Below are 16,964 nucleotides of genomic sequence, written 5' to 3'. Positions count from 1 at the left end.
CGTCCGGAATCGCCATGATCCGACAATGACGACTTGGATCGTGAAGATCGACGACGCGCCCGGGGACGGTCCGCGGCTCGCGGTGAAGGACGCCATCGACGTGGCCGGGCTGCCCACCACGGCGGGGAGCCGGGCGGTGGCCGAGCGCGCCGAGCCGGCGGCGGCGGACGCACCCGTTGTCGCGTCGGCGCGCGCGCAGGGCGCCCGCATCGTCGGGAAGGCCAACCTCACCGAGTTCTGCCTGGGCGCCGACGGCGTCAACCCGTGGTCGGGCACGCCGGTGAACCCCTTGGACCCGTCGCGGGTGCCGGGCGGGTCGTCCAGCGGGTCGGCGGTGGCGGTCGCGAGCGGGGAGGCGGACGTCGCGTTCGGCACCGACACCGCCGGGTCCGTGCGGATCCCCGCGGCGTGCTGCGGGATCGCGTCGCTGAAGACGACCCACGGGCGCGTCCCGCTGGACGGCGTCTACCCGCTGTCCCCGACGCTGGACACCGTCGGGCCGCTGGGCCGCGACGTCGCCGCCGTCGTCACCGGCATGCGGCTGATCGAGCCGGGCTTCGCCCCGGACGCCTACGACCCCGGCATGACGGTCGGGCGGCTCCGCGTCCCGAACGTGGACCCGGCGATCGACGCGGCCGTGGACGACGCGCTCCGCCGGCTCGGCCCGATCACCGACGAGACCTGCGAGCACTTCCAGGACGCGGCGCTCGCGAACGGCGTGTTCGTCGGCGAGGAGGCGTACGCGCGGAACGGCGGGCTGCTCGGCGACCCGTCCAGGATCAGCGAGCGGATGTACCGGCGGCTCAGGGTGCTGAAGGAGGCCGCGGCGGGCAAGCGCCCGTGGGCCGAGCAGCTCCAGAAGACGGTCCGGGCGGAGTTCGACGCGCTGCTGGACCGGCACGGCGTGCTCGCGCTGCCGGTGCTGGCCGGGGTCGCGCCGGAGCCGCCGGGCGGCGACGACGACCTGCTGCTGACGATGCTCACCGGGCCGGTCAACGTGGCGGGGCTGCCGGCGTTCGCGCTGCCCGTGCCGCTGCCCGGCTCGCACCTCCCCGCGTCCGTGCAGCTGATCGGCCCGGCGGGCGGCGAGGAACGGCTCTGCGCCGTCGCCGCCGCACTGGAAGCGGCGCTCGCCTGACGCGAGTGTCAGCGGCCGGAACCCCATCCGGAGGGTCTCGACCCGCGCGCGAACGCGTTACCTGACCGGGCGAGGCGCTGCCGGAGGCGACCCTCGGCCGGGCGGATCGCGAAGCGATGCCGCGTTCGCCCGGGCCAGGTCGCGGAGCGAGCCGCCAGGCGAGCGCAGTGGGCCCGGCCTGCGGAGATCACGCGTCGAAGGGGATCAGGAGGGTGCGGAGCAGGACGGCCAGGGTCTCGCGCTGGTCGGGCGTGAGGGCCTCCAGGATGGCCTGCTCGCGGCCCAGCAGGTCGGCGAACGCGGCGTCCACGCGCGTCAGGCCCGCCTCGGTGAGGCGGACCTGGACGCCGCGCTTGTCCTGCGGGTCGGGGTGCCGCTCGACCAGGCCGGCGGCGGCGAGCCGGTCGATGCGGTTGGTCATGGTCCCGGACGTGACCAGCGTCGCGCGCAGCAGCTGCCCCGGGCTGAGCTGGTAGGGGGAGCCGGCCCGGCGCAGCGCGGTGAGGACGTCGAACTCCCACGACTCCACCTGGTGGGCGGCGAACACGGCGCGGCGGGCGCGGTCGAGGTGCCGGGCCAGCCGGGACACCCGGCTGAGGACCTGCAGCGGCCGGACGTCCAGGTCCGGGCGCTCGGCCTGCCACGCGGCGACCAGCCGGTCGACCTCATCCTCCATGCCGCAAGCCTACCTGTCTTGATATCGAGGGACCTGCGGCCGGTCATCGCTAGCCGAACAGGGTTCGCTCGACGTGCTGGGTGTCGGCGTACTCCTTCACCGAGACGATCTTCCCGTCCCGGACGACGTAGATCCCGGCGCACCGGTTGTCGTAGATCTTGCCCGACCGGGTGATCCCCTTCGCCGTCCACTCGGCGAGCACCTGGTCGCCCTCGGCGATCACGTTGACGAGCGCGACCTCCGGCGCGGTGCCCGGCTTGAACAGGCCGCCGGTCGCGGCCCCGAGGAAGTCGTCGACGATGGCGTCGCGGCCCTTCCAGGTGCCGGTCAGCGGCAGGTCGCCGGGGTAGGTCCAGGTCGCGTCCTCGGCGAAGCTGTCCCTGATCGTCGCCAGATCGCCGTCGGCGACGGCCTGGACGTAGCGGACCACGACGTCCTTGGCGTTCATCCCGGTCCCGGCGTTCATCTCGGTCTCGGCGTTCATCTCGGTCTCCTTGCTCTCAGCGGTCGATGGTGAGGATCGCGTTGCCGCGGACGCGGCGTTCGCGCAGGTCGGTGAGGACGGCGGCGGTCTGCGACCAGTCGGCGGACCGCCCGATCTCCGGGTGCAGCCGCCCCCGGTCGACGAGCCGGACCAGCACGGCCAGGTCGTCGGCGTTCGCGGTGTCGGCGTCCTCGTAGTGGAAGTGCCGGATGGTCGCCGACTCCGGGCCGTTGAAGAACCGGAAGAAGTCCAGCGTCACGGGAGTCCGGGACGCCTGCCCGAACCAGATCAGCGTGCCCCGGCGCCGCAGCCGCGCCAGCGCGTCCGGGAACTCCCGTCCGCCGGTCGACTCCAGCACCAGGTCGAACGGGCCCTCCGCGGCCGCCGCGTCCGGCACCACCGTGGCGCCGAACTCCGCCAGCCGCCGCCCGCGCTCCGGCGTCGCCGACACCGCGGTGACCTCCGCGCCCGCCGCGGCGGCCAGCTCGGTGACGTAGTGCCCCACGCCGCCGGACGCCCCCGTGAGCAGGATCGTCCGTCCCGCCAGCGGCCCGGCGGCGCGCAGCAGCCGCAGCGCGGTGAGTCCCGCCAGCGGCAGCGCCGCCGCCGTCTCCACCGGCACCGAGGCGGGCAGCTCCGCCAGCGACCCGGCAGGCACTGCCGCGTACTCGGCCCAGCCCGCCGAGGGCGGATGCCCGACCACCCGGGTTCCGCACGCGGGCCCCGACCCGTCCGCCGCCGCCTGGACGACCAGGCCCGCGACGTCCTTGCCGGGACGCCAGCCGGGCCGGTCGCCCTCCAGCTGGAACGTCTCGCCGCGGTTGACCGAGAACGCCGCCACCTTCACCAGCGCCTCGTCCGGGCGCGGCTCCGGCTCGTCGACGTCGGCGAACGCGACCGCCTCCCGCGCGTCGCCCGTCGGCACGAGTGCCTTCACGATCCCTCCTCGCATCCCTGCCCCGGTGGCCCTCCACCGGCGGCGGTGGACCCAGTGGACCGCACCCCGAACACCCCGGTCCAACAGCCATTGAGCAGGAACGACAACCAGTGGTTGTCAGCCCGGGTCCACCGGTCGGTGGACGGCAGGTTCAGCCGGTCGAGGCTCATGCCGGAGGGGGCCGCGGCGCGAGCATTTCGGGCATGAGAGATCTTCCTGTGCGCATGGCCCGGTGGAGCGCCGGGCACCCCTGGCGGGCGATCGCCGGCTGGTTCCTGTTCGTCGCGGTGTGCCTCGGGGTCGGCATATCGGTGGGTGGGCACGCGGCGACCAGCGCCGACTTCCGGATCGGCGAGGCCGGCCGCGCCGAGGCGATGGCCGCCCGCGGCGGCCTGGAGCAGAGGCCGGCCGAGCAGGTGCTGATCACCGCGAAGCCGGGTGCGGGCCGCCTGGACGCGGCGCAGGCGGACGCCGCCGCCCGCGACGCCGCGGCCCGGATGGCGCGGCTGCCCGAGGTCGCGTCGGTCTCCCCGCCGATCCGCGCGGCGGACGGGACGGCGGTCCGCGTCCAGGTCACCATGCGGGGCCCCGAACTGGAGGGCAAGAAGCACGTCGCGCCGCTGATCGCGCAGACCGAGCAGGTCCAGGCCGCGCACCCCGGGGTGCGGGTCGAGGAGACGGGCAGCCCGTCCATCAGCAAGGGCGTCGACCACCTGCGCGGGAAGGACCTGTCGCGGACCGAGGTGATCGCGCTGCCCGTCACGCTGGTCACGCTGCTGGTCGTGTTCGGCTCGGTGGCGCTGGCCGTGGTGCCGCTGCTGCTCGCGCTGTCCTCGATCGCCGCGGCCGTCGGGCTGTCGATGCTGGCCTCGCACGTCTTCCCGGACGCGGGCGTCGGCACCAACGTCATCCTGCTCATCGGCATGGCCGTCGGCGTCGACTACACGCTCTTCTACCTGAAGCGCGAGCGCGAGGAGCGCGCCCGGTCGGGCGGCCGGCTGTCGCCCGCCGCCGTCGTGGAGCTGGCCGCCGCGACCTCCGGACGGGCCGTGGTCGTCTCCGGCATCGCCGTCGCCGTCTCCAGCGCCACGCTCTACCTCGCCGACGACGTGATCTTCTCCTCCATCGCGACCGGCGCGATCGTCGTCACCGTCGTCGCCGTCCTCAGCTCCCTCACCGTCCTGCCCGCGCTGCTCGCCAAGCTCGGCCAGTGGGCGGAGAGCCGCCGGGAGCGCCGGATCCGGAACGGAAGGCGGGTGCGCGGGACGCGCTCCGAGACCGGCGGGCGGATCACCCGCGCCCTGCTGCGGCCGACCGGAAGGCACCCCGCCGCCACGCTGGCCGTCGGCCTGCTGGTCATGCTCGCGCTCACCGCGCCGCTCCTCGGCCTCAAGCTCACCGACATGGGCCGCGAGACCCATCCCCGCGCCATCCCGGCGATGCAGGTCTACGACCGGCTCAACGCCGCGTTCCCCGAGCTCAAGGCCATGCACCAGGTCGTTGTGGAGGCCGGCCCGTCCCAGCGGGCGGAGGTGGCGGGAGCGCTTCGCGACCTCGGCCGCCGCGCGCAGCACGACCCGCGCCTGTCCGGGACGTCTCGGCTGCGCACCTCGCAGGACGGCCGGACGAGCCTGCTGGAACTGGCCGTCCCGCACTACGTCGGCGACCCGGCCGCCGTCGCGTCCCTGAGGACCGTCCGCGACGACTACGTGCCCGCCACGGTCGGGAGGCTGCCCGGCGTCAAGGTCGCCGTCACCGGCGACGTCGCCCGCTACGCCGACTACCCCGACCACCAGAAGCAGAAGCTGCCGCTCATCATCGCGTCGCTGCTGCTGGTCACCTTCGGGATGACGGTGTGGGCGTTCCGGTCCGTGGTCCTCGGCGCGGTCGGCGTGCTGCTGAACCTGCTGTCGGCCGGCGCCGCGCTCGGCCTGCTCGTCCTGACGTTCCAGGGGACGTGGGCGGAGGGCCTGCTCGGCTTCACCTCCACCGGGACGATCGGCTCCCGCGTCCCGCTGTTCCTGTTCGTGATCCTGTTCGGCCTGTCCATGGACTACCAGGTCTTCGTGATCAGCCGGATCCGGGAGGCGCGCCTCGCCGGCGCCTCCACCCGCACCGCCGTCCTCGACGGCATCGGGCGCTCCGCCGGAGTCGTCACCAGCGCCGCGTTCGTCATGGTGACCGTCTTCGCCAGCTTCATCCCGCTGCACATCATCGAGATGAAGCAGATGGGCTTCGCGCTCGCCGTGGCGGTGCTGGTGGACGCGTTCGTCATCCGCATCGTGGTGCTGCCCGCCCTGATGCTGCTGCTCGGCGAACGGACCTGGTGGCCGTCCCGGCCCGCGCCCGCCGCCGTCCCGGCCCTCGCCCCGGCGAAAGTAGGCTGACCGCCATGGAGCGAGGGCCACAGCACGACGACCGGCTCCAGGCACGGGCGGTGCGCCGCTGGTACACCGCCCTGTGGATCTGCTTCGGCCTCGTCCCGCCGGGCATCGCCGCCTGGGACCGCAGCGAGGGGATCCGGTCCGGGACGCTCGCGCTGCTGGCCCTGCTCGCCGTCTGCCACCCGATCACCGGGACGTTCCCGGGGAACCCGGCCGTCCGCCGGTACACGTTCCTCGGCGTGCTGACCGCCGGCATCGGCGGGGTGTCCTACCTCGCGGACGGCACCGCGTCGCTGCTGATCGTGTCCCTCCCGCACTTCTGGATCCAGGGCGGCGGCCCGCGGCGCGCGATCGCCCTCAGCGGCGTCGCGACCGCGGCCGCCGTCGCGGGCATGGCCGTCCAGCGGCACCCCGACGGGGCGCTCGTCACCGGCAACTCGGTCGCCGCCCTCACCGGCTACGCCGCGAGCATCCTCGTCGGGATCTGGATGACCCGCGTCGTCGACCGGCAGGCCGAGCGGGCCCGCCTCCTCGCCGCCGACCTGGAGGACGCCGAGCGGCGCCTCGCCGAGGCGCAGCGCCGCCAGGGCGCCGCCGACGAGCGGGAGCGGCTCGCCCGCGAGATCCACGACACCCTCGCGCAGGGCCTGGCGTCCATCGTCGTGCTCGCCGAGGCCGCCCGCGCGGGCATCGGCACCGACCCGGAGGCGAGCGCCCGGCAGCTGGCGTCCATCGAGCGGACCGCCCGCGAGAACCTCGCCGAGGCCCGCGTCCTCGTCGGCTCCGCACCGCGCGAGGGCGTCGCGGCCGGCTCCATCGCCGCGACCCTGCGCCGCACCCTCGACCGGTTCGCCGAGGACACCGGCCTCACCGTCGACGCCGACCTGCCCGACGTCCGCTGCGACCAGCCGACCCGCGTCGCGCTGCTGCGCTGCACCCAGGAGTCGCTCGCGAACGTCCGCAAGCACGCCGCCGCCTCCACCGTCGGCGTCGTCCTCGCCGCGCGCCCGCACGGCGTCGAACTGGAGATCACCGACGACGGCCGCGGCTTCGCGCCCGGCGCCGCGTCCGGCGGGTTCGGGCTGGACGGGATGCGCCGCCGCCTCGCCGAGCTCGGCGGCCTGCTCACCGTCACCAGCGCCCCCGGCGAGGGCACCCGCGTCCTCGCCCTGCTCCCCCGCGAAGGCACCCCGTGAACGACCGCACCCCGAACGACGGCACGGTCCGCGTCATCCTCGTGGACGACCACACCGTGATGCGCGCCGGCGTGGCCGCGCTGCTGGCCGGCGAGCCCGGCATCGAGATCGTCGGCGAGGCGGGCGACGGCCGCGCGGCCGTCGGCCTCGCCGAACGGCTCCGGCCGGACGTCGCGCTCGTCGACCTGCGGATGCCCGTGCTGGACGGGGTGTCCGCCACCACCGAGATCCTCGCCCGCCGCACCGGCACCCGCGTGCTGATCCTCACCACCTACGACACCGACGAGGAGATCGAGCGCGCCGTGGAGGCCGGCGCCGTCGGCTACCTGCTCAAGGACGCCACCCGCGAGCAGCTCGCCGACGCGGTGCGGGCCGCCGCGCGCGGCGAGACCGTCCTCGCCCCGCGCGTCGCGCAGCGGCTCGTCGCGCGGATGCGGCAGCCCGCGCCCGTCGCGCTCACCGCCCGGGAGGCGGAGGTGCTGGACGCGGTCGCGGACGGGCTGTCCAACGCCGAGATCGGGCGGCGGCTCGTCATCGCGGAGGCGACGGTGAAGACGCACCTGCTCCGCGTGTTCGCCAAGCTCGACGTGAGCGACCGCACCCGCGCGGTCGTCGTCGCGCTGGAGCGCGGCCTGATCAAGCGGTGACCGGGACCGGCCACACCTCGGTCAGCGGAACCCCGACACCGGCCAGCATCCGCCGCAGGAGGGGCAGCGACAGGCCCATCACCGTGCCGGGATCGCCGTCGATCCCGTCGATGAACCAGGCCCCGCGCCCCTCCAGCGTGAACGCGCCCGCGACGTGCAGCGGCTCGCCCGTGGCGACGTACGCGGCGATCTCCTCGTCGGACGGGTCGCCGAACCGGATCCGGGTGCTCGCCACCTCCAGCGCGTCCCGCCCCGACGCCGTGTCGACCACGCAGTGCCCGGTGTGCAGCACGCCCGTCGCACCGCGCCGCGCCGCCCACCACGCCGCGGCCTCCTCCGCCGACGCCGGCTTCCCGAACGCGCGCCCGCCCACCTCCAGCAGCGAGTCGCAGCCGATCACGATCGCGTCCGCGACACCGCCCGCGACCGCGCGCGCCTTCGCCCGCGCCAGCGCGCCGGCCAGCCCGGCGACCGAGCCGGCGGCGACCGCCGACTCGTCCACGCCGCTGACGGCGACCTCCGGGTCCGCGCCCGCCTCCCGCAGGATCCGCAACCGCGCCGTCGACGCCGACGCCAGCACCACCTTCCGCATCAGGCCACAGTAGCGATCAGCCGCGCGGCCCCGGGGGCCTGCCGGACGCCCGCCCGGTAGCACTCCGCCCACCGGGTCACGTCGCCCACGTCGCCGCCGAACGCCTCCAGCGCCGCCGCGTCCGGGACGATCCGCACGTCGCCCCCCGCGCCGTCCGACATGTGCGCGAACGGCTCGACCAGCACGACCTTCGCCTCGTCCCGCGCGAGCCACGGCCACGAGCCGCCGCCGAACGCGCCGTCCATGTAGAGCCGCCCGCCGATCTCGACGGGACGGGCGTGGCCCGGCGCCGCGCTGCTCGCCGCGACCGCCGCCGACAGCGGCACGCCGCTCGCCCGGTCCCAGACGACGGGCTCGCCGGACGCCACGTCCACCGCCGTGATCAGCAGCCGGCCCTCCGGCCACGCGTCCGTCCCGACCAGGAACTCCATCCGCTTGCGGTGCCATTCGGCGGGCAGCGCCTCGGCCTCCGCCGCCAGCCGCCCGACGCGCCGGCGCGCCTCGTCCGGCTCCAGCGCCGGATCGCGCATCAGCCCGAACACCCGCTCCATCACCGCCGGACTCCGCGCGGGGCGCGGGCCGTTCGCCGGGGGCATCTCCGCGACCGCCGCCAGGTCGCGGCCGGTCGCGATCATCGCGGCCGCGATCGCGCCCGCCGACGTGCCCACGATCGTCCCCGCGCCGGCCGGGTCGACCCCCGCCTCCCGCAGCCCCGCGGCGAGCCCGGCCAGCCACGCCGTGCCGACCGGGCCGCCGGGGCCCAGCACCAGTCCCCAGCTCATCGGCCGGCCTCGACGTCGCGCGCGTGCATGCCGGGACGGTCCGGGTCGATGTTGAACGCCAGCAGCCGGCGCGGCCGGATGCGGATGAACCAGTTCTCCCGGTCGCCGTCCCGGACCTGCTCGGCCCGGCCCCTAATCTCCAGGAAGCGCATGTTCGCCGCACCCTCGCCGATCGCGTCGTCCACGACGAACGACACGGCCGGGTTCCGCTCGACGTTGCGGAACTTCGCCGAGCCCGCCATGCCGAACCCGTGGATGTCGATCGTGCCGTGCTCGGCGTCGACCTCGAAACCGACCGGCTTGTTCTGCGGGCTCCCGTCCGGCGCGACCGTCGCCAGCCGTCCGCGCGGGACCTGCGCCAGATACCTCTGCTCGACCTCGTTGAACGTCATGCCCCGACCCTAGGAACGGGGCGCCGCGCCCGGCATCCGTCGGATGACTGGTGCGGCGCGGCGGCGGACAAGATTCTTGACATCAAGATATGGGCGCGGCATCATGTCTCTTGATGTCGAGACAAGCTGAGGCCGTGTGGGACCCCGCGCAGTACGGGGTCTACGGCGACGAGCGCGCCAGGCCGTTCATCGAACTGGTCGGCCGGCTCGGACCCGTCGAGCCCCGGCACGTCGTCGACCTCGGGTGCGGGAGCGGGGAGCTCACCGCGACCCTCGCGGGCCGCTGGCCCCGGGCGGTCGTGCGGGCCCTCGACTCTTCGCCCGAGATGATCGCCGCCGCCCGCGCCCACGCGATCCCCGGACGGCTCACCTTCGACGTGGCCGACGTCGCCGACTGGCGGCCCGACCACCCCGTCGACCTCATCGTCTCCAACGCCGTCCTGCAGTGGGTCCCCGGCCATCTCGACCTGCTGCCGCGCTGGGTCGAGGCCCTCGCACCCGGCGGGCGCCTCGCCTTCCAGGTCCCCGGCAACTTCGACGCGCCCAGCCACGTCCTGCTCCGCGAGCTGTGCCGCTCCCCGCGCTGGCGCGACCGCCTCGCCGGCACCGTCCGCGACGACCCCGTCCTCGACCCCGCCGGCTACCTCGACCGCCTCGCCCGCCACGGATGCGCCGTCGACGCCTGGGAGACCACCTACATGCAGGTCCTCGGCGGCGACGACCCCGTCCTCGAATGGGTCAAGGGCACCGCGCTGCGCCCCGTCCTGTCGGCGCTCGGGCCGGACGAGGCCGGCGAGTTCCTCGCCGCCTACCGGGACAGGCTCCGCGACGCCTACCCCCGCCGCCCCTACGGCACCGTCTTCCCGTTCAGGAGAGTGTTCGTGATCGCCGCACGTCACGCCCCCTAGACGGGGTGCCGCCCGCCGGCCGAGGGAAGCGACTCGTTCCCCTGCGGTGTGCCAGCTCGGCCGGCGGGCGGCATCCAGGCCGCGCGGACGCGACCCGCACATGATCGCAGACCGCCCGGCCCGGCACCGAACCCCGGCTTCGCGACCCGATGCCGGCGACCCCTGCCGGCGGCCGCCCGGACGAACTCCGGACGGCCGCCGGCGTCCGTTCGCGAGGAGGCCCGCATGCTCACCGCCCTCCACCACGTCCAGCTCGCCGCCCCGCCCGGCAGCGAGGACGCCCTCCGCGCCTTCTACGCCGGCGTCCTCGGCCTCCAGGAGATCGCCAAGCCGCCCGAGCTCGCCAAGCGCGGCGGCGCCTGGTTCCGCGGCCCCGGCCTCGAACTCCACCTCGGCATCGAGGAGGACTTCCGCCCCGCCCGCAAGGCGCACCCCGGCCTGCTCACCGGCGACCTCGACGCCCTCGCCGACCGGCTCCGCGCCGCCGGCCACGACGTCCGGCACGACGGCCTGTTCCCCGGATACCGCCGCTTCTACGCCGACGACCCCGTCGGCAACCGCCTCGAATTCCTCCAGCCCGAGAGCTGACCGCCCGCCCCTCCGAACGCCCGCGCGAAGGCCGGAGGCCCGCCCGCGCGAAAGCCGGAGGCCGGCCGCACGCTCCAGCGCACGACCGGCCCCCGGACCGGGTCAGACCGACGGATGCGGGCTCGGGTCCGCGAAGTCCGCCTCCGCCTCGCGGCGGCTCCTCCGCTGCGCCTTCTCGGCCCTCGCCGCCGCCTTCTCCTCCGCCTTCTCCGCCTTCGCGGCCGCCTTCTCCGCGCGCTTCTCCGCGCGCTCCATCTCCTTGCGGCGCTGCCGCGGATCCAGCGACGGCTTCGGCTCCAGCCCCGCGAGGCCGTTCCACGCGAGGTTCACCACGTGCGCGGCGACCTCCTCGCGCTTCGGCTTGCGCACGTCCAGCCACCACTGGCCCGTCAGGGCCACCATGCCGACCAGGCTCTGCGCGTACAGCGGCGCGAACTTGTCGTCGTAGTCGTGCCGGTCGAACTCCTGCGCGAGGATGTACTCCACCTCGCCGGCGATCTCGCTGAGCAGGCTCGCGTAGCTGCCCGTCCCGGTGCCGCCGTGCGAGTCCCGTACGAGGATCCGGAACCCGTCCGGGTGCCCCTCGATGTACTCCAGCAGCGCCAGCGCCGCCTTCTCCAGCTTGCTCCGGTAGTGGATCGCCGAGTTCAGCGCCTCGGTCACCAGGCTCAGCAGCCGCTCGAACTCGCGGTCGACGACGACCGCGTAGAGCCCCTCCTTGCCGCCGAAGTGCTCGTACACCACGGGCTTCGACACACCCGCGGCGGAGGCGATCTCCTCCACCGAGGTGCCGTCCAGGCCACGCTCGGCGAACAGGGTGCGGCCGATGTCGAGGAGCTGCTCGCGGCGTTCCTTGCCGGTCATCCGCTTTCTGCGGGGCCTGGGAGCGGGATCTGTCACGGGATCAATTGTGACGGTCAAGCCGCCTGCTTCGTGCGTTTCGCGGCCAGCCTGTCGTCCTTCGGCCACCGGACGTCCCGCGCCCAGCCCAGCTTCTCGAACACCCAGATGATCCGCGCGCTGATGTCGACCTGCCCCTTCAGCACCCCGTGCCGCGCGCACGTCGGGTCGCAGTGGTGCAGGTTGTGCCACGACTCGCCGAGCGACGGGATCGCCAGCCACCACACGTTGCGGGACTTGTCGCGGACCTCGAAGTCCTCCTTGCCGAACGTGTGGCAGATCGAGTTGATCGCCCACGTGACGTGGTGGACGAGCGTGATTCGCACGAACCCCGCCCAGAACAGCGCCGTGAAGAAGCCGAGCCACGACATCGTGATCAGGCCGCCGAGCGCGGCCGGCAGCAGGAACGACACCGCCACCAGGCCCGGGAAGGCCAGGTGGATCCGGGTGATGTCGCGGTCCTTGAGCAGGTCCTTGGCGAACCGCTGCTTGGACGTCCGGTTGGCGTCGAACAGCCAGCCGTAGTGCGCCCACACCAGGCCCTTGGCGAGGGCCTTCCAGTCGTTCCCGAACCGCCACGGCGAGTGCGGGTCGAACTCCTGGTCGGAGTGCTTGTGGTGGCGCCGGTGGTCGGCCACCCAGGTGATGACCGGGCCCTCGATGGCCATGCTGCCGGCCAGCGCCAGGAAGATCTTGAGTGCCCGGTTCGCCTTGAACGACCCGTGCGTGAAGTACCGGTGGTAACCGACGGTGATCCCGCCCGCCGACAGCAGGTAGAACACGGCCGTGAGCGCGACGTCGGTCCAGCCGAGGAACCTGCCCCAGGCGAGCGGAACGGCCGCGAACAGGGCCAGGAACGGGACGCCGGTGAACACCGCGACGAGCAGGCGTTCGGCGTTTCCCTGCTGGTCGGGTGCTAGTTCGGGACGCCGTTCGGGTCGGGGAGGAGCCATGGTCGGAGCCGTTGTCATGCGTCACCACTTCCTGTGACTAGGGGGCGCCTACCTACGCCAACGTAACCTACGGGTCCGTAAGTTGGACAGAGGTGCCCGGTAAAATCAGTGGGAATCTCTCTCATGGGCCACAAAACTCTCGTGCGAAACCTCACTGCCCGCCGCGGAAGGACCGCCCATGCCCCCGACCCTGGACGAGCGCTCCACCCGAGCCCACGCCTCCCTGGCGGGCCTCTCCACCGCCGACGCGTTCGGCGACCAGTTCTTCGTCCTGGCCAACCGGCACGTGTCCGCGGAGGCGGGTGTGCCGCCCGCGCCGTGGGGGTGGTCGGACGACACGGAGATGGCGTGCTCGGTAGTAGACGTTCTAAACCGATTCGGGCAAATCGACCAGGATGTGCTGGCGCGGTCGTTCGCCGACAGGTTCGACGTCCACCGCCGCTACGGCGCGGGCGCCCTCGAGTTGCTGGAGCGCATCCGGGGCGGCGACCACTGGCACCGCGCCTCGCGGGAGCTGTTCGACGGCAAGGGCTCCTTCGGCAACGGCGCGGCGATGCGCGTCGCGCCACTCGGCGCCTTCTTCGCGGACGACCTCGGCCGCGCGGCGGCCCAGGCGGCCCTCTCCGCCGAGATCACCCACTCGCACGTCGAGGGGATCGCCGGTGCCGTGGCGGTGGCCGTCGCCGCCGCCTACGTCGCCTCCCAGAAGGACGGCAGGGTCGTCCCCAAGGACGTCATCGAGGTGGCACTGGAGCACACCGCGATGGGGGAGTACGTGCGGCGCGGCCTCAAGCGGGCGCTGCGCCTGCTGTCCAAGTCCCCGCGGGACGCCGCCCACGTGCTGGGCAACGGCAATCGCATCTCGGCGCAGGACACCGTGCCGTACGCGCTGTGGGCGGCGGCCACCCGGCTGACCGACTACGAGGCGGCGGTGCGCGCGTGCGTCATGGTCGGCGGCGACATGGACACCATGTCCGCGATCGCGGGCGGGATCGTGGCCGCCCATCTCGGCGCCGAGGCCGTCCCCGCCTCCTGGTCGGAGGCCCGCGAACCCCTGCCCGGCTGGCTCGCCCGGTAAAGTCCTGCGGGCGAGGGAAAAGCCGTGGGGGCGCTGGGGATCCACTCGGTATCGTGTCCCGTGCGAGCTGACACTCCATCGCAGAGAGGTGCACAACGCCCATCCCGGGTCGTCTAGGGGCAGGACAACTGATTTTGGTTCAGTCAACGGAGGTTCGATTCCTCCCCCGGGAGCCCAAGTGTCCGGATCGCCGTTTTCTGGGGCGTCTGTCCTGGTGAGGTGGCCCGCGGGGTGACGCGCGCCCGGCGGGCGGTATCCTTCCCGTGTCGGGTGCGCTCCGGCCTGCCATGCCCTGATGCCGCAGGTGGACGCGCTCGCAACCGATCCCGTCCGCGATGCCGAGGAGCCTCCTAGTGAGCGCCAACAGCCCGGCCGCCGTCATCGTTCTCGCCGCGGGCGAGGGCACGCGAATGAAGTCCCGCACCCTGAAGGTCCTGCACGAGCTGTGCGGGCGCGCGATGCTGGGCCACGTCCTCGCCGCCGCCCGCGAGCTGGAGCCGCGGCGGCTCGTCGCGGTCGTCGGGCACCGCCGCGAGCAGGCCGTCGCCTACCTGGGCGAGCACGCGCCGGACGTGGAGCCCGTCGTCCAGGAGGTCCAGGGCGGGACGGGGCACGCCGTCCGGATGGCGCTGGAGCGGACCGGCTCGCTCGACGGCACCGTCGTGGTGACCAACGGCGACCATCCGCTGCTGCGCGGCGAGACGCTCGCCGCGCTCGTCCGCACGCACGAGGACGAGGGCAACGCGGTCACCGTCCTGACGACCGAGATGCCCGACGCGACCGGATACGGGCGGATGATCCGGGCGGCGGACGGCAGCGTCGAGGCGATCGTCGAGCACAAGGACGCCACCGACGCCCAGCGCGCCGTCACCGAGATCAACGTCGGCATGTACGCCTTCGACGGCGCCCTGCTGGAGGACGCGCTCAAGCGGGTGACCACCGACAACGCCGGCGGCGAGGAGTACCTCACCGACGTGGTGGCGATCCTGCGCGGCGACGGCCACCGGGCCGGCGCGCACCTGGTCGCCGACTGGGTCGAGACGCAGGGCGTGAACGACCGGGTCCAGCTGGCCCAGGCGCGGCGGCAGCTGAACGACCGCATCCTCGAGGCCCACATGCGGGCCGGGGTGACGATCATCGACCCCGCGTCCACCTGGATCGACGCGGACGTGACCGCCGAGCCGGACGCCGTCGTGCACCCGGGGACCCAGCTGCACGGCCGCACCCACCTGGAGGCGGGCGCCAGCGTCGGGCCGAACTGCACGCTGACCGACACCCGCGTCGGCGCGGACGCGTCCGTGGTGAACGCGGTGTGCGTCGAGGCGGAGATCGGGCCCGAGGCGTCCGTGGGCCCGTTCGCCTACCTGCGGCCCGGGACGCGGCTGGCCCGCAAGGGCAAGATCGGCACCTACGTCGAGACCAAGAACGCCGAGATCGGCGAGGGCACGAAGGTGCCGCACCTCACCTACGTCGGCGACGCGGAGATCGGCGACCACTCCAACATCGGCGCGAGCTCGGTGTTCGTGAACTACGACGGCGAGCGCAAGCACCGCAGTGTGATCGGCTCCCATGTGAAGGTCGGCAGCGACAACATGATCGTCGCGCCGGTCACGGTGGGCGACGGCGCCTACACCGCGGCCGGCTCGGTGATCATCCAGGACGTCCCGCCGGGGGCGATGGCGGTCGCGCGGGCGCGGCAGCGCAACGTCGAGGGCTGGGTCGAGCGCAAGCGGCCCGGAACGCCGGCGGCGGAGGCGGCGCGCCGCGCCGCCGAGGACCGGGACGAGCCGGCCTGACGGGACGCGCCGGAGAACCGGCGCGCCGACGACTGCCCCGCCGTACGGCGGGGAGGTGGAGGACAGCGGCGTCCCCCACGGACAAAAGACGACCGGGCATCACGGAGGAGACTCTTGTGGTGCCCGGGGAGTGGGGACAACAACCCACATGAGTGCACAGTTCCATTGAGGGGGAGTTGTCAGAGGTGAGTGGGATCAAAGCGAGCGGTCAGAAGAAGCTGATGCTCTTCACCGGCCGAGCCCACCCGGACCTGGCCAAGGAGGTCTCCGACAACCTCCACGTCGACCTGACGCCGACGTCCGCGTACGACTTCGCCAACGGTGAGACGTTCGTGCGGTTCCTGGAGTCGGTCCGTGGCTCCGACGCCTTCGTGATCCAGAGCCACACAGCTCCCATCAACCAGTGGATCATGGAGCAGCTGATCATGGTGGACGCGCTGAAGCGGGCGTCCGCCAAACGGATCACGGTCGTCGCGCCGTTCTTCGGCTACGCCCGGCAGGACAAGAAGCACCGCGGCCGCGAGCCGATCTCGGCGCGGCTGATGGCCGACCTGTTCAAGACCGCCGGCGCCGACCGGCTGATCACCGTGGACCTGCACACCGCGCAGATCCAGGGGTTCTTCGACGGCCCGGTCGACCACCTGTTCGCGCTGGACCTGCTGGCGCAGCACTTCGAGAGCCGCCTCGACACCTCCCGGGTGACCGTGGTCGCGCCCGACGCGGGACGGGTGCGGGTGACCGAGCGCTGGTCCGACCGGCTCGGCGGCGTCCCGATGGCGATCATCCACAAGAAGCGCGACCCGGACGTCGCCAACGAGGTGAAGGTCTTCGACGTCGTCGGCGAGGTCAAGGGCCGCACCTGCGTCGTGGTCGACGACATGATCGACACCGGCGGGACGATCGTGAAGGCCGCCGACGCGCTGTTCGACCACGGCGCCGACAAGGTCGTCGTCGCCGCGACCCACGGCGTCCTGTCGGGCCCCGCGGTGGACCGGCTGAAGAACTCCCGGATCTCCGAGGTCGTCCTGACCAACACGCTGCCCATCCCGGAGGACAAGCAGTTCGACAAGCTGACGGTCCTGTCGATCGCCCCGCTGATCGCCCGCGCGATCAACGAGGTCTTCAGCGACGGCTCCGTCACCAGCCTCTTCGGCGGGCACAGCTGATATTGCCTTGCCCTTGGCGGTCGGGCCCTGGGGGCCCTCCCTTCAACGGGCAATGCGTGCGATCGCTGCATCGCTCCGACTCGCCCTGGGGGCTCGCTGCGCGATCGGATTCTCGCAAGCTCGAATCCGGCTTCGCTCGCGATCGCGACGGCTCGGGTCGGCGCGTGGCCGGGGCCGCCCGCTGAGGCCACTCCTGTGGCCGAGGTCGTCGGTTCGCCGTCGGCGGTCGAGGTCACTTCTGCGGCCGGGGCCGCCCCGCTGAGGTGACCGGTCGCAGGCCACTTCGGTGGCCGAGGTCGTCGTGTCGGGCTGATTGTCGGGGGCGGCCCTCCGGTTATGCGGTCGGC

At 73.6% G+C, this 16,964-nt stretch carries 17 protein-coding genes and 1 tRNA gene; 10 read left to right on the top strand and 8 right to left on the bottom strand.

The genetic code is table 11. From position 1 onward, the window contains the following. Positions 1-25: 25 nt before the first annotated feature. Positions 26-1,138, top strand: coding sequence for an amidase (locus J4557_RS10145; protein WP_208266234.1), 1,113 nt, complete (start codon positions 26-28; stop codon positions 1,136-1,138). Between the two features lie 187 nt (positions 1,139-1,325). Here the strand turns inward: J4557_RS10145 and J4557_RS10140 are convergent, their stop codons facing one another. Genes J4557_RS10140 through J4557_RS10130 form a run of 3 tightly spaced genes read right to left on the bottom strand, consistent with a single transcriptional unit; the run spans position 1,326 to position 3,235 of the window. Continuing rightward, positions 1,326-1,814 carry a MarR family winged helix-turn-helix transcriptional regulator gene (locus J4557_RS10140; protein WP_208266233.1) on the bottom strand — a complete coding sequence of 163 codons (489 nt, stop codon included), beginning with the start codon at positions 1,812-1,814 and terminating at the stop codon, positions 1,326-1,328. 49 nt (positions 1,815-1,863) lie between these two features. After that, positions 1,864-2,298, bottom strand: coding sequence for a nuclear transport factor 2 family protein (locus J4557_RS10135; protein ID WP_208266232.1), 435 nt, complete (start codon positions 2,296-2,298; stop codon positions 1,864-1,866). Positions 2,299-2,314: 16 nt separating this feature from the next. Then, complete coding sequence (locus J4557_RS10130) at positions 2,315-3,235, bottom strand: zinc-binding dehydrogenase (protein WP_208266231.1); 921 nt, start codon at positions 3,233-3,235, stop codon at positions 2,315-2,317. 203 nt (positions 3,236-3,438) lie between these two features. Here J4557_RS10130 and J4557_RS10125 point away from each other — a divergent pair, with 203 nt between their 5' ends. The 3 genes from J4557_RS10125 to J4557_RS10115 are packed head-to-tail and all read left to right on the top strand — an operon-like array spanning position 3,439 to position 7,462. Then, positions 3,439-5,622, top strand: coding sequence for an MMPL family transporter (locus tag J4557_RS10125; protein ID WP_208266230.1), 2,184 nt, complete (start codon positions 3,439-3,441; stop codon positions 5,620-5,622). A 5-nt stretch (positions 5,623-5,627) separates the two neighbouring features. Further along, the gene (locus tag J4557_RS10120) at positions 5,628-6,815 is read left to right on the top strand and encodes a sensor histidine kinase (RefSeq protein WP_208266229.1); all 1,188 of its coding nucleotides are present in this window, start codon (positions 5,628-5,630) and stop codon (positions 6,813-6,815) included. Further along, complete coding sequence (locus J4557_RS10115) at positions 6,812-7,462, top strand: response regulator (protein WP_307799600.1); 651 nt, start codon at positions 6,812-6,814, stop codon at positions 7,460-7,462. Before J4557_RS10120 ends, J4557_RS10115 begins: the two co-directional genes overlap by 4 nt. Here the strand turns inward: J4557_RS10115 and J4557_RS10110 are convergent. Genes J4557_RS10110 through J4557_RS10100 form a run of 3 tightly spaced genes read right to left on the bottom strand, consistent with a single transcriptional unit; the run spans position 7,452 to position 9,228 of the window. Next, positions 7,452-8,054, bottom strand: coding sequence for a Maf family protein (locus J4557_RS10110; RefSeq protein WP_208266228.1), 603 nt, complete (start codon positions 8,052-8,054; stop codon positions 7,452-7,454). The genes J4557_RS10115 and J4557_RS10110 overlap by 11 nt on opposite strands. Continuing rightward, complete coding sequence (locus J4557_RS10105) at positions 8,054-8,836, bottom strand: patatin-like phospholipase family protein (protein ID WP_208266227.1); 783 nt, start codon at positions 8,834-8,836, stop codon at positions 8,054-8,056. Before J4557_RS10105 ends, J4557_RS10110 begins: the two co-directional genes overlap by 1 nt. Beyond that, positions 8,833-9,228, bottom strand: a complete 396-nt coding sequence (locus J4557_RS10100; protein ID WP_208266226.1) for a PPOX class F420-dependent oxidoreductase — start codon at positions 9,226-9,228, stop codon at positions 8,833-8,835. The genes J4557_RS10105 and J4557_RS10100 overlap by 4 nt, the downstream gene beginning before the upstream one ends. 113 nt (positions 9,229-9,341) lie before the next feature. Between J4557_RS10100 and J4557_RS10095 the strand changes: the two genes are divergently transcribed. Both J4557_RS10095 and J4557_RS10090 read left to right on the top strand, forming a co-directional pair. Next, complete coding sequence (locus J4557_RS10095; RefSeq protein ID WP_243775554.1) at positions 9,342-10,136, top strand: trans-aconitate 2-methyltransferase; 795 nt, start codon at positions 9,342-9,344, stop codon at positions 10,134-10,136. A 225-nt stretch (positions 10,137-10,361) separates the two neighbouring features. Beyond that, on the top strand, positions 10,362-10,724 hold the full coding sequence (locus J4557_RS10090) for a VOC family protein (RefSeq protein ID WP_208266225.1): 363 nt from the start codon (positions 10,362-10,364) through the stop codon (positions 10,722-10,724). Positions 10,725-10,826: 102 nt separating this feature from the next. On the opposite strand, the gene J4557_RS10085 is transcribed toward J4557_RS10090, so the two are convergent. After that, the gene (locus J4557_RS10085) at positions 10,827-11,588 is read right to left on the bottom strand and encodes a TetR/AcrR family transcriptional regulator (RefSeq protein ID WP_208266224.1); all 762 of its coding nucleotides are present in this window, start codon (positions 11,586-11,588) and stop codon (positions 10,827-10,829) included. Positions 11,589-11,641: 53 nt separating this feature from the next. Next, positions 11,642-12,595 carry an acyl-CoA desaturase gene (locus J4557_RS10080; protein ID WP_208266223.1) on the bottom strand — a complete coding sequence of 318 codons (954 nt, stop codon included), beginning with the start codon at positions 12,593-12,595 and terminating at the stop codon, positions 11,642-11,644. 160 nt (positions 12,596-12,755) lie between these two features. Here J4557_RS10080 and J4557_RS10075 point away from each other — a divergent pair, with 160 nt between their 5' ends. The 4 genes from J4557_RS10075 to J4557_RS10060 all read left to right on the top strand — a co-directional run bounded on the left by J4557_RS10075 (position 12,756) and on the right by J4557_RS10060 (position 16,617). Next, a complete protein-coding gene (locus J4557_RS10075; RefSeq protein ID WP_208266222.1) occupies positions 12,756-13,655 on the top strand; it encodes an ADP-ribosylglycohydrolase family protein in 900 nt (299 codons plus the stop codon). A 102-nt stretch (positions 13,656-13,757) separates the two neighbouring features. Beyond that, positions 13,758-13,828, top strand: a tRNA-Gln gene (locus J4557_RS10070). Between the two features lie 180 nt (positions 13,829-14,008). Further along, the gene (glmU, locus tag J4557_RS10065; protein ID WP_208266221.1) at positions 14,009-15,451 is read left to right on the top strand and encodes a bifunctional UDP-N-acetylglucosamine diphosphorylase/glucosamine-1-phosphate N-acetyltransferase GlmU; all 1,443 of its coding nucleotides are present in this window, start codon (positions 14,009-14,011) and stop codon (positions 15,449-15,451) included. 185 nt (positions 15,452-15,636) lie between these two features. After that, complete coding sequence (locus J4557_RS10060; protein ID WP_208266220.1) at positions 15,637-16,617, top strand: ribose-phosphate diphosphokinase; 981 nt, start codon at positions 15,637-15,639, stop codon at positions 16,615-16,617. The last annotated feature ends 347 nt before the right edge of the window (positions 16,618-16,964 follow it).

Origin of the sequence: Actinomadura nitritigenes (assembly GCF_017573545.1) — a bacterium.
Classification (GTDB): domain Bacteria; phylum Actinomycetota; class Actinomycetes; order Streptosporangiales; family Streptosporangiaceae; genus Spirillospora; species Spirillospora nitritigenes.
The sequence above is the reverse complement of the archived record's forward strand: the minus strand, read 5'-3'. Positions and strand labels throughout refer to the sequence as shown.

Bases quoted from the DNA above. Each gene is read 5' to 3' on its own strand.
- J4557_RS10145 (WP_208266234.1), top strand. From the start codon at position 26: ATGACGACTTGGATCGTGAAGATCGACGACGCGCCCGGGGACGGTCCG.
- J4557_RS10140 (WP_208266233.1), bottom strand. From the start codon at position 1,814: ATGGAGGATGAGGTCGACCGGCTGGTCGCCGCGTGGCAGGCCGAGCGC.
- J4557_RS10135 (WP_208266232.1), bottom strand. From the start codon at position 2,298: ATGAACGCCGAGACCGAGATGAACGCCGGGACCGGGATGAACGCCAAG.
- J4557_RS10125 (WP_208266230.1), top strand. From the start codon at position 3,439: ATGAGAGATCTTCCTGTGCGCATGGCCCGGTGGAGCGCCGGGCACCCC.
- J4557_RS10120 (WP_208266229.1), top strand. From the start codon at position 5,628: ATGGAGCGAGGGCCACAGCACGACGACCGGCTCCAGGCACGGGCGGTG.
- J4557_RS10110 (WP_208266228.1), bottom strand. From the start codon at position 8,054: ATGCGGAAGGTGGTGCTGGCGTCGGCGTCGACGGCGCGGTTGCGGATC.
- J4557_RS10105 (WP_208266227.1), bottom strand. From the start codon at position 8,836: ATGAGCTGGGGACTGGTGCTGGGCCCCGGCGGCCCGGTCGGCACGGCG.
- J4557_RS10100 (WP_208266226.1), bottom strand. From the start codon at position 9,228: ATGACGTTCAACGAGGTCGAGCAGAGGTATCTGGCGCAGGTCCCGCGC.
- J4557_RS10095 (WP_243775554.1), top strand. From the start codon at position 9,342: ATGTCGAGACAAGCTGAGGCCGTGTGGGACCCCGCGCAGTACGGGGTC.
- J4557_RS10090 (WP_208266225.1), top strand. From the start codon at position 10,362: ATGCTCACCGCCCTCCACCACGTCCAGCTCGCCGCCCCGCCCGGCAGC.
- J4557_RS10085 (WP_208266224.1), bottom strand. From the start codon at position 11,588: ATGACCGGCAAGGAACGCCGCGAGCAGCTCCTCGACATCGGCCGCACC.
- J4557_RS10080 (WP_208266223.1), bottom strand. From the start codon at position 12,595: ATGACAACGGCTCCGACCATGGCTCCTCCCCGACCCGAACGGCGTCCC.
- J4557_RS10075 (WP_208266222.1), top strand. From the start codon at position 12,756: ATGCCCCCGACCCTGGACGAGCGCTCCACCCGAGCCCACGCCTCCCTG.